Genomic DNA, 12,587 nt, shown 5'->3' on the forward strand with positions numbered 1-12,587 from the left:
CGGATGGAGTCGAGAGCAACCCTTTTGAAAAATTTAAGGACTGTAATCTAGGCGAAACGGTTACAGCACAATCACTTTGGGATATTGCTCCCGTGCAAGACCTCGGGAGAATGACCCCAGACTGAGGGATTCAATCCATAGCATATAGACAATTGGAGATAGGACAATGAACAAGCAAGCTTATGACGCCTTAAATCGCCTCGCGATGAGATTACATCAAACCCAGGGGACTGATGGCCCTGCAACGGAAGCAGAAGTGGCCCAGATTGCTGCCGCTTATCTGAACACTTTGGTGGAAAATTTATCCGATCGCGAATTGGTCCAAGCGATTGATGAATATCGTTCGGGTCACACTCGGATTAAACAAGTCCAGGAGTCTGTTCAGAAGTGGTTAGAAACTGATTTAGGTCAAAGTCGAGAGCAAGAGTTCAAAGAATTTATTGCTCAATTAAACAGCAGAATGGGCAATGTAATTTAGGGTTGTTATTTAGGGTGGATTGAGCTTCACCAAAGGGACAAGTTACCATAATGATAGGAGCTAGAATCAAGAAAACCCCAGGCGATCGCTTGGGGTTTTCGGTATTAAGGCTCTAGTTTTAAGAGGCGATCGCGCCGGTTGAAGTTCTCCCCAGGAGAATCGGGCCGATAATCCCCGCAATTAAATCCGTTTGCCTTCGCGGAACTGTCCGGGGAAGCGTCTGCCAGCGCTATCAATCAGGACACCTTGACCGTGGGGAAGACCTTGACGTAATTCTCCCTCATACCTTGTGCCATTGGGGAAGGTACAACTCCCATTCGCGTCCAAATTTTCGTTAAAAAACCGGCCTTGACAGCGGGTTCCATCCACGCGGTTGAGGGTCCCCTGACCAAAGGGCTGTCCGGCAAAGAATTCTCCCACATAGCGATCGCCATTGCTGAAGACAAATTGCCCTTGTCCAGCAGGTTGAGAGCTAACATCACCGCTACCAAGATCCTGAACGAGGCGGAAAGTCCCTTCATAGCGGGATCCATCGGGGAAAATAGCTTTCCCCCTCACAATATTGCCATTTTCAAATGTACCTTCATAGCGGGCATCATCGGCAAAGATGAAGGTTCCCTCTCCGTTGGGACGACCCCCGCTAAAGAGTCCTTCATAGCGATCGCCATTGGCATATACATAGACCCCTCTACCATTGGGAACACCATTGGAAAACGATCCGACATAGTTATCCCCATTGTTGTAATTGCACTTAACTGGGCCAGCGGAAGCGTCTCCGGTGCAAAAAGGAGGGACATACTCCTCGCCCTCTTCTTGTGCGCTTGAGGTTGATATAGGCCCGATTGAACTGGCAATCTGCATCACACAGACGATGAACATCGTCATTCCGATCTTTTTGAGAGAGTCAGTCATAATCCTAACGTTCTCCTATGTGCATGGTTATTATCTATTCTAAGTTTTGGAAACCGAAACGTTCTTCTGCAATTGGGTAGATTCACCCCAAAGAATGAGGCGATCGCGTTCATGATTTTAGACATGACCGCGATCGGAACAACCGAGTGCCATTGCCTCATAAATCCCCGATCTGGCAATCTCTGCCCACGGGTTAGGGAGATTGCCTTGACAACCCTGCTAACGTCCTAAGGCAGCATTAGCCAAGTTAACCCCACCCGGAGTAGCTTCCGGGGGTTGTTGTTCTCCCAGCGCTTTACTGATCTCAACGCCGTTTTGCTCCAAAATCACAATCGGGTCAGCGGAATCTAAATTTTGCACCTCTTTCACCAGCACCTCGCCTAGGGCAATGCGATCGCCTACCTTCACATAGCGCGAAGTTGCCTCATTAGGAGCCTTAACAATAATTTGCACTTGACCCCCCGCTCGAATCACCCCAGTCACTTCCGTAGCTTGGGCTAAATCCGTAGAAGGTGGCGGTGGTGGGACCGGAGGTGGGGGTGGGGGAGGAAGCTGCTCTGGACCAATTCCCACTGGCAGTTCCGGAAGACCTGGCACCCCTCGCGCCACTAAAGGCGGAAGCGTTGGGGGTTGAGGGGGACCCGCAGGGGCCTGGGCGACTACCGGAGGCAGTTGTTCTGGACCAATTCCCACAGGCAGTTCCGGAAGACCTGGCACCCCTCGCGCCACTAAAGGCGGAATGGTGGGGGGTTGAGGGGGAGCCGGTGGACCAGCAGCCGCTTGTCGTGCGGGGGGTCGCGGTCTGGGAGGTAGTTGTTCTGGGCCAATTCCGAAAGGCAAATCGGGAAGGGAGGGAACTCCTTGACCCACCAGGTCGGGAATTTGTGGTCCTTGAGGACCGGGCGTTCCGGGTCTGGCTCCCGGGCCCGTTCCATTTCCAGTTCCTCCCCCTGGTCCCGGTCTGGCTCCCGGGCCCGTTCCATTTCCTCGGCCTGCTCCTGGTCCTGCTCCTGGTCCTGCTCCTGGTCCTGCTCCTGGTCCTGCTCCTGGTCCTGGGAAGGGTTGAAAGGGTTGAGCTTGGGCCACTGCTTGACCTGGGGGTAATTCTGGACCGATCGCCACCGGCAATTCCGGAAGATCAGGAACCGCACGGCCTGGAAATTCCGGAACTCTAGGAGTTGCGGGTGCTGCACCCGGTGCAGGAGTGACCGGCACCGGCTGGACATCAAGTATCCCAAAGGGATTTTCCTGAGCCTGTCGGGCCCTTTGCTGGTCCAGTTGCCGCACTCGCTCATCTGGACTGGTTGGGGGAATTAAATTCCCAATGGAAGTGGGATCCGGGCGCTGAGGCACCACAGGTTCTGCAAATTCCGGGGATTCGGGTTGTTCTCCGGCTTCTGGGGACTCCGGTGGAGTCTCCGCTGCTGGGGGAGATGGCTCGACGGGGGCGACGACTTCCGGAGTCTCCGGTTCACCACCACACGCACTCAAGATGAGGACGAGCATCCCAATTGACACCTTTAATAAAAGTTGACGCATGGCCGCTGATTATTAGGATTTAGTACAAAGATAGCCGATTAACCCAAAAGTGCTTCATTACCCAAGGAGTAATTCCGCAGAGTCGGTTCCATTTTTTATTGATCGCCCGGTTCTTTAAGCCAACTTTATCTTGACAAAAACACTGAATTAGGATAAGACAGGCGATCGCTCATTCTATTGTCGATTCTAGGGTGAGGGCTGCTTTGGGCTCCGGAACCGGAAAATAGACAGCCAGTTGCTAGAAAAGAGCCTCTTGCACGGGTGCAGCGCTGGGATTATGATGGGCTCGGGATATCGAGCAAAAAGACCTCAACTTACTCTGTTTATCTGCCTATTGTACTCTAATTCTTCAACGGGAGAAATCCAGGAAACTCAAAACCTTTTTCTCGGAGAAACTCCCCTATATTTTAGTAAAAATAGTCAGCCAGACGGGACCGAGAAGGGAGTAATGTCCCTGGCATTGGAGTCTTGCTTCTCTCCCGAGTTGTTCGCGCCTTTGCCGGGAGTAGAGGTAAATATTGGCAGGAGAGACTCCCAAAGCATGAGACATATTTTGTCCCAGGGGGGTGAAATCAACTAAGTAGTATTTTCCCCTAGGGGACAAGACACGGTTGACTTCGGATAAAACGCGACTGGGATTGGGGTAATGTAAAAAACTAATGGTATTGAAAACGGTGTCAAATTGTTGGTCGGTGAAGGGGAGTTGTTCGGCGTTTCCTTGGATGAAAATGAGGCGGGGACGATGGCGATCGCGCTTTTTTTGTCTCGCTTGGTGAATCATCTCGGGGGAAAGGTCAAATCCGGTGCCGCGTAGGGTGGGAAATTCCTCGGCAAGGCGATCGAGCAATCGACCCGTTCCGCATCCGAGGTCTAGCACATTGGGAGAGTCGGGCAAGTGCAGATAATCCAGTAATCTTTTATGCAGGGCTTGATAAAAGATAGTCGTAAACAGGATATCGTAAGTCGATGCCCAACGGTCAAAAAGTTTTTGTTTTTTGATGATTTCCGGGTGAGTCACAGTTCGGTTCTCCTAAAGTTGAGGATATGATTTTAACAGGTTTGATTTCCGGGGGGTGCAGAGTGTATCAGTTCTAGGGGGTGACGCGGTAATTTTGGGCGATCGCATAAAAGAGAGAGTAATATTCCCCAAATCGGTCTTTGGGCGATCGGCCTTGCCAAGTATAAATCACATCTCCCGATTCTAGGGTCATCCGCATCACACTTTCGTCAGTTCCCACTTCCACCTCTAACAATGCCGGTAATCCCTGTTCCGTGGTGAAGTTAGACTTAGGAACCGTTGCGGTTTCCTCTGCTTCCTCTAATCCGGTGAGTTTCAAGGTTCCCCATCCTCTAATTTCTATATTGGGGTAATCGGGAGCATGAAAGGCACGTCCATCCTGATTCGTGGGGGGAGGGAGTGGTACCCAATCCGGGGGATACGGAAACTCGAACCCAAAGCGCTGATTTTGATAAGTGTTCCATTGGGTGGGGACGGTGGGATTGGTGGGAGTGCAAGCGGAAATTAGGACAGCGATCGCCATCCCCGACGCGATTCGGGGGAACAGTGCTGTGGGAAAAGGATGAGGGAAAGAAGTCATAAATACACCGGCGATCGGCTGGGATAACGGGGAGGGAATGCCTGGACACCGCCCGACGTGACTGTACCCTCCCCAACACTCAATCAATCTATTCTAACCCGGAAGCGAATAAACCCATAGTCACCCGCCGCCAGGTTACCAATATCCACAACCACCGCCCCTCTCACATTTGGCAGACGACAGACGGGAGGTGCTGTAATTCCTGAAGGATAAAACCGGCCTCGATTACTCTCACTATTCGCACTTCTGAGATAGGCCGTCGGTAAATCCGGGTTTGGAGGATTTAACGCCAATGCAATCCCCACCTCAGCCCCAAACGCTCCTTCGGTTGGAGTTTGACCATTGAATGTATCCGTCCGAAATGTCTGATAGTTTTGCAAGGGGTCACAGACCCTTGCATTATCTAGAGGTCCACTCCCGGCAGACAAAAAATATATTGTATATTCAACTTCATCTCCCGGTTGAATAGTATTGGAATTGGGCAATCCTCGCACAAAGTTAGCGGGCCAATTGGTCAAACTCTCACTCTGACCTACAACCGTCCCATTAATCCGAGTAATCCGCTTTAGTAACTCCAGATTGGGAACTGCTACCGGAACAATAACTTCATTATCCTGATTATTGGTCTGGCTTGGGTCCAACTGATCGGAACCACTCACTTGCGCCACGTTCGTGATTGTTTCGTTAAGCCTGACTATGGCAGCAATTTGTAACGTCGCTGTTTCTCCATTATCCAGCCTATCCATAGTCCAAATCCCTGTACTATTGTTATAGTTCCCTTGGTTAGGACTGGCTGAAACAAACGTCAAGCCAGGAGGGAGTTGATCCGTAATAGAAACATTCGTAGCATTACTCGGGCCATTGTTTTTCACCGAAATGGTATAGGTTATCGTCTCTCCCACCCTAGGGGTAGATTGATCTACAATTTTCTGAACCTCTAAATCGGCTTGTTGCTGGGGAATAGTAACACTACTTTGGTTATTTGTAATGTCAGGATCAACTTGATCCGAGGAATTGATAGAGGCCGTGTTAGTGCTCTCATTGAGAGTATCTACTCGGGCACGAATTGTCAACGTTACTGTGTTCCCAGTATTAATCCGACCGATGGTCCAAATCTTTGTACTCTCGTTATAAGTCCCCAGGCTTGGCTCCGATGAAATAAACGTTAATCCAGTCGGTAACTGTTCTACAATGGATACATTTGTCGCATTATTAGGACCGTTATTAACTACAGAAATTGTATAGGTTACAATGTCTCCTAGGTTGGGATTGGGATTATCTACAATTTTCTGAACCTTTAAATCGGCTTGTTGTTGAGGAATAGTAACAGTACCTCGGTTATTGCTGTTGTTGGGGTCCGGTTGATCGGATGCTGTAATAGAGGCCGTGTTAATAACTTCATTGACTGTATCTACTCTAGCACTAACTGTTAACGTTATAGTCGCTCCATTAGCGAGGTTTCCCACAGTCCAGAGACCCGTTGTTCGATTATATGCACCCCCACTATTGTCAGATATATAAGTTAATCCGGCTGGGAGTTGATCTGTAATTTGGACTCCGGTTGCGTCACTAGGTCCGTTGTTAGTTAGCGTAACCGTATAGGCGATGGTATCTCCTACAGTTGGATTTAGATTATCTACAGATTTTCTAAGGCTCAAATCCGACTCTTGAGCAATGACTGGGACACTACTAGCTTGGTCATCTTCATTTAAGTTATTATTTCCGGGAATAGAGTCAGTATCTGTTTCGTTAGTTGCAATGACTTCCGCTGTATTTATTACAGCAAGGCTGGTTGTAACTGTTGCCACAATAGTTAATGTAGCACTTCCACCGTTGGAAACTGTACCCACCGTCCATAAGCCGGTCTTGCTATCATAGGTTCCTAGAGTAGGAGTAGAAGACACAAAATTTAAGCCAGCGGGTAATTGATCCCTTACTTCTACTCCTGTCGCATTACCAGGTCCACTATTGTTTAAGGTAATCGTGAAGGTAACATTTTGCCCTAAAAGGGGAGTAGCATTATCAACCGTTTTCGTTAGGGATAAATCTACGTTTTGACCATTGATAACGACACTAGCTTGGTCATCTTCACTGAGGATATTATTATTAGGAGTAGAATCAATATCAGGCTGGTCCGATGCACTAACTTCAGCCGTGTTGACGATAGGCTCTGGGATAGGCTCTGGGGTTGTGACTGTTGCAACAATATCTAATGTAGCAACCCCTTGGTTAGCCACTGGGCCTACAGTCCATATTCCTGTACTGTTATCATAGATTCCTTGGCTAGCAGTAGCAGAGACAAAGGTTAAACCGGCTGGCAATTGATCCGAAACCTCCACATTAGTAGCATTATCTGGCCCATCATTCGTTAAGGTTAACCGAAATGTGACATTACTTCCCGGATTTGGAGTCGGGTTATCAACTGTTTTGCTTAAGCTTAAATCAGCTACTTGGGTTTGGGCAGAAAAAGTTAGTAAGCCCGGTGAATATCCATCGTCCCTAGTGCAGACCCTGACATTTGCAGAGGTGGCATTATTTCCAAAAATATTTTGAGCATCGTTTATAACCAGATTATCAGAATCAAACCCAAAATTATTGACATAGTTAGGCGTTCTTGTATTTGTACTGGGTCCCGTAATAGAACTATTAAAAAAGTTATTGGAAGGATTGGATGCATCTGATAAAGGATTGTTATTCAATTCAAATGTATCACCCTGAAATCGTTGTGCTCGATCGCCCTCGTATGCAATCATTCCCAATCGGGCTGCAAAATTTCCAGCTAATGGAGTTTGAAATCCTGTCACATTAATCGCTAAACATTGACTGTTGCTAACAAATGCAAATCCATCATAAACGATAATTCTACCAAATGGACTATTTGGATCTCGGTAAACGATAACTAGGCCCCATCCTCCATAAGGACCCGACTGAGAAATCCCGCTACTTGCTTGAATGTTACCAACTGTATAAGCTCCGGCTCCTCCTGCTCTTACGAGGTTTGTTACATTGGCGATGCCTTGATAGCGTCTACCTCTTCCGCCAATTCCGCCAATTCCGCCAGGACCATAACTCTCAAAATCAAATTGATCGGCTGTTATAGAGACATACCCTCCTGATGCTGGCGTTTGTAGCAGCACCCGATTCGCTTGACAACGTTGGTAATCCCCTCCGGAATTAATGGCAGTAATACCTGCATTTTGGCAGCCGGGGGAACGGGTAATCTGTTCGGGAGGATTTGTTACTGTTGTATGCTGCAAATCTGCACCCCAATATAGGCCCGCCCAGAGGACATCTGTACCCGTTACCTCTGCTGGTAATGCTAAAGTGGCACTACTTGAATTAAACGTATTAGAATTACCATCTGTATCCACATATCGCATGAAGAAGTCGTTATTATCCTGCGGAGCAGTGGGCCCAGCACCGCCTGTTCGTGCTGTTGAACAGGCAGCCGCATTAAGACGGCCTGGAGTAGGATCACACTCCATGATCGTATTTCCAATCAGAATCTGGTCACCTCTCTCCACAGCCTCAAATCGGGGCGTAAAAGGCCGGTTAATTAATTGGGCTTTAACCGGGGCTGGATATAGAATTGTGCCTAAGAGCGGTAGAAGCCCTAGTATTTTTTTCAAAAATGGGCTTCGTAAAGTTCGTTGGGAGTTGGAGTCAGAGGGTAAGATGTTCATGGAGTTTTAACAAGTATCAGAAAATTCCCGGTTGATGACCACAGCCAAAAGTTTTAGGGATTAGAATTATTGGTGGATTGCGGTGCAGTTCCCTCTGCTGCTGGTGGGGGAATTACCTGTCCGAATCCGGGCCAGAGTTCGTTTAATTTGACGGTTAATCCTATGTAGGGACCGGAGGCGGACCGATCGCCATTAAAGTCCCGATCGCTGACTTTGCCGAAGACGTATCCTAACCCTAATCTCAAATCCGGAGTCAAATAATATCCCACCTCTGCTACCACTCCCCATTCATCATAATTCGCATTAGTTTGATGTATCCATCGCCCTTCACCCATCACATCCCAGCGATACCCAAATCGATAGGTTGCCCTCAACTGATTTAAGGACACTAAACTTGTGCCGACTAAATCATCGGCGAGGTATGAGGTACTTTGCCTTAATGCGGTTTTTCCATAAAATTCCCATCGCCAATTGGGGGTATAAATGCTTTCTAAAGCAAAGGTATGGTCTCGCGCTCTTGTGCCCGAATCAAATAATATCGAATTCGGTATCAAGGCTGGATTCTGGCGATAATCATACCGCAATAAGGCATTAAATTTATCACTATTAGGATTCCGATAGGCTAACCCCATTCGCAAATTCACCGTATCCCCCATTTCATCAAACAATTGATTTGATGACGATGCCTGTTGATAGCGGGTGAGGACAGACAAGGAGTCCGTAAGTTTACCCGATGCTGCTGCGGAAATCACTGTATTGTTGCCACTACTGGAAAACCGATGTTCATATCGGGCACTAGCAGCAAAGTCCGGATTTCCGGTATAGTCAAATCCCACACTGTAACTGTCTCCGCTAAGAATTCCTAATGCAGCAGCACTCTGTCCCGGTGCATAAGGTTGAGCAAATTCACTCCCAGCACCTGTGCGACTAAATAGAGAACCAAAGACGTGTTCATAGGCGAAATTTACACGAAATCCCGGGAAGACTGTCCACCCATGTTGTAATCCTAGGGCGGCCCCCATTGTCTGTCCGTTAATAAAGGAATAGCGTCCGGTGACGATGGTATCTTCGGTAACGTTGTAATCCCCATTGAGATTGAGACTGGTGATGGAATTGTCTTCATATTGTCCCCCAGTAAACCAGACTTGATTTAATTCAAGGGTGACTCCGGGAACTAAGCGCCAATCTAACCCTAAAATGGTGCGATCGGGATAAACCACATCTTCTTCTTTTAAGAGGTTGAATTCATTTTGCGCCCGAATGTTAATTGTATCGGTAATCGGCATAGAAAAGCGCGATCGCAACTGAGAAGAGGTGGCATCTAAGGGACTGGTTGCCACCTCATCTTTCCGGTTTCTCCAAACCCAATCTAATCCCAAGTTTGCCCGCCCAATGGTCTGCTGCAATCCAGCAGAGATGGTGGTTAAGGAGTTATTCAGTCCCATTCCCGGAATGGGTTCTCGTCTGGGGGTTAAAAAATCCTCGATCGCACTAATGGGACGGGGAGAATTACCAAAGTTTTTCTCATGGTCATAGGCAAACTGTAACAGGGTCGTATTCGTTAACCGACTGTTTAATAATGCCCCATACCGTGTTTGTCCTGGCACAAAACTCACCGTGGCATCGTTGGCAAATCCTTCATCCGTATTGCGATAATACAAGCGACTAGAAAAAGGTCCGCCAATGGCATTTAATTCAAATCGGTACGCCTCCCCTGTGACGAGTCCTAAAAGTTCAGAATCGTTGGTGGAATGGGCGTATTCCGCAATAAATTGGCCGCTGACTGGGGTTCTGAAATTCGGCACTTCTTCTTCTCGATAATCAGTCACCTCTTGGGGTGCTTCTTTACCAAAGGTGAGCATGAAATCGGCCCCATAAAGTTCAAAATCTCGGATGCCTTGATTTTGGCGCAGGTAGGTGGCCCCCAACCATCCGGGGGTGTTGAAATCGCGGGAAAAATTATAGCGAACTCGTCCCCCCCAGAGGTTAGTATTGCCGTCCAAGTCTTCATGTTGATAGGTGGCAACGATGCGTCTGGCAACGACGGTTTCTACCCCATTAACGGTTACCACATCGGTTCGCAGGAGGGGACGACGAAACAAGATGGACCCGCGATCATAGTCGATTTCATAATCTGACCCTCGGTTGAGTTGTTGTCGTCGGACAATATTTCCCGGACGTCCGAGTTCTTCCAGTTCTAAAAATAAATTTTCACTGCCGGGGATGACTAATCGGTGAGAGAGGAAGTAAAATCCACTGGTCCCGTCGGGAGCGATCGCATCCCGTTGGAATCCTTGAACATCGTTGGCAAATAAGGCGCTGACTTGCCATTGTCCCCAGTTATAATTTCCTTTAAATCCCTGTAATGCGCGGGTTAAAGCAGTGAACTGTTGGGACTCGTTGGCAAATTCTGAAGTGCCATAATTTCCCCACATGAAGTAATCTAATCCCGCATTTTCTTCCGATGAGGACCGTTCAAATCTCAGGAACACACTATCACTAGAAGGTGCAGTTGCCTGAACCGTTGAAGCATCTCCATACAGGGGATAATTTTGCTCACTAAATTGGGTATCTGAAAATAACCGGCGGCGGTTGCCACTACAATCACAATTGAGCGATCGCTCGCTATTATAGGCCCCCGTAAATAACCATCCGCCTAACTCCCCAGTAGCAAACGCTGCACCTGTAACATCTAATTTAAACTCGTTATTTTCATCCGGGGGTAAAAAGTCCCGCAACCGTCCCCAATAGTCCAATCCTCGCCGTCCAAATCGCAGGTTAATTCCCCCAGTAACTAAACTCGGACGGAGGTAAGTATCAAACTGGATCTGAGTAAATGCTTCTAGCGATCGCCCTGCAATGGTTTCTGTATCTGTTGCGGCACGAATTCTCACGGTCTGAGCATCTAACGGCGACTGCAACTGTGCCGTAAATTCCCCAGCAATTACGGGTACTTGAAATCCAGCCTGATCGAGATTCAGGTCTTCCCCCATCAAGGTTCCCGCACTGGCACTGAGGGTAATCTCTGTGTCGCGTTCGACTAATTTCCCATTTTCATCTAATAACCGTCCCTGAATATTAACAATGGACCGTCCATCGGCAGGCACTCTTTTTTCAACGGTTTCTACGGCAATTTCTGCGGCTCCTCCTGAGACAAATACGGTGACCAAAGATCCATTAACCGTTGCTCCAACCACGCGGATGGCGATCGCATTTTCCCCAGATTGTAAGGGAATCCCCACCCAGGTTTGCGTCACCATCCCGGTATTACTATCCCGTTCCGTTTGTCCGACGGCATCGGAAGATACCAGATTCCCGTTTACCAGGAGTTCGATTTCCGTCCCTTCCGGAAATTGCACAATAATCTGGGTTGCTGGAACCCCCAACATTTCCCCCGGGGTTGGCGACAGGATCCGGATGCCACTCTCCGATTGTGCGATCGCTTCCGTGGCAGTTTCTAAATTTTCCCCAGTCCCTCTTGACCCTGGATTGGCTTCTGCTATAATGGGGGAAAGGGGGTTCTCTGTCAAAAATTGGTAATTTTGCGAAGTTTCTCCCACACCCAAATTTATCTCTAAATCCAAAGACTCCCGACTACTAACTGTCGCTACGTTTGTAAGTCGGTTAACAATATCTGTAATCCTTGTAAATTCAGTATTTTCAAGCCATATCGCTGATTTCATCGGATAGACATCGGGCAAATTTTCTGTTGCTGCAAATGTGGGTACAGATAAGGGAGCAATCTGGAGTAAATTGTGGTCTCCAACTGCTACATTTGTCACAATATTTGTTGTGACATCGCTCCTCGCACTATTAACGCAAAAACCCCCCATTTTGCACAAATTTTCAGGCGTATTAAGTAAAAAAGCTACATCTGTTACTCTTAGTGTTGCTACAGAATTTAGGTATTTTTTGCCCGAAAATTCTGATATATTGGACGATTCCTGGAAATCCCAAAAATTTCTTTGTGCTTCCAACAACCCGAGATTTTGGATGATTTCTGGGGACAACAACATCCCAGTGTCACTGGAGGCGATCGGGAAAATTGGCCCTAATTCAGGATCCGTTGTCTGAATTGGGGACAACTTTTCATCGGACAGAGTAAATTGCAGATGCTCTGTTGACAATAATCTGTTATGGGGTGTTTCCCCTGAGATATTGCTGGAATTAGCGGCATCGGGGACTGTTGCAGGGAAAGCATTCCCAGAAGTTGTCTCAATTTCCGATAACTTTTTATCGGAACCTGTAACAAATTGCAGATGCTCTGTTGACAATAATCTGTTATCGGGTGTTTCCCCTAAGATATTGCTGGAATTAGCGGCATCGGGGACTGTTGCAGGGAAAGCATTCCCAGAAGTTGTCTCAATTTCCGATAAC

7 protein-coding genes are annotated in these 12,587 nt (G+C 47.8%); 1 reads left to right on the forward strand and 6 read right to left on the reverse strand.

The genetic code is table 11. The features are described from left to right. The first annotated feature begins 166 nt into the window (after positions 1-166). Positions 167-478, forward strand: coding sequence for a hypothetical protein (locus tag NG795_RS07830; protein ID WP_367288092.1), 312 nt, complete (start codon positions 167-169; stop codon positions 476-478). 180 nt (positions 479-658) lie between these two features. On the opposite strand, the gene NG795_RS07835 is transcribed toward NG795_RS07830, so the two are convergent. The 6 genes from NG795_RS07835 to NG795_RS07860 all read right to left on the reverse strand — a co-directional run bounded on the left by NG795_RS07835 (position 659) and on the right by NG795_RS07860 (position 11,992). Then, positions 659-1,390 (reverse strand): MORN repeat-containing protein, encoded by a 732-nt coding sequence (locus NG795_RS07835; RefSeq protein ID WP_367288093.1) that lies wholly within the window; start codon positions 1,388-1,390, stop codon positions 659-661. 219 nt (positions 1,391-1,609) lie between these two features. After that, on the reverse strand, positions 1,610-2,929 hold the full coding sequence (locus tag NG795_RS07840) for a hypothetical protein (protein ID WP_367288094.1): 1,320 nt from the start codon (positions 2,927-2,929) through the stop codon (positions 1,610-1,612). 400 nt (positions 2,930-3,329) lie between these two features. After that, positions 3,330-3,947 carry a class I SAM-dependent methyltransferase gene (locus NG795_RS07845; protein ID WP_367288095.1) on the reverse strand — a complete coding sequence of 206 codons (618 nt, stop codon included), beginning with the start codon at positions 3,945-3,947 and terminating at the stop codon, positions 3,330-3,332. 73 nt (positions 3,948-4,020) lie between these two features. Then, a complete protein-coding gene (locus tag NG795_RS07850; protein WP_367288096.1) occupies positions 4,021-4,614 on the reverse strand; it encodes a hypothetical protein in 594 nt (197 codons plus the stop codon). Continuing rightward, the gene (locus tag NG795_RS07855; protein WP_367288097.1) at positions 4,611-8,012 is read right to left on the reverse strand and encodes a DUF11 domain-containing protein; all 3,402 of its coding nucleotides are present in this window, start codon (positions 8,010-8,012) and stop codon (positions 4,611-4,613) included. Before NG795_RS07855 ends, NG795_RS07850 begins: the two co-directional genes overlap by 4 nt. A 251-nt stretch (positions 8,013-8,263) precedes the next feature. After that, complete coding sequence (locus NG795_RS07860; protein WP_367288098.1) at positions 8,264-11,992, reverse strand: TonB-dependent receptor; 3,729 nt, start codon at positions 11,990-11,992, stop codon at positions 8,264-8,266. Between the last annotated feature and the right edge of the window lie 595 nt (positions 11,993-12,587).

The sequence above is a fragment of the Laspinema palackyanum D2c genome (assembly GCF_025370875.1).
GTDB lineage: Bacteria > Cyanobacteriota > Cyanobacteriia > Cyanobacteriales > Laspinemataceae > Laspinema > Laspinema palackyanum.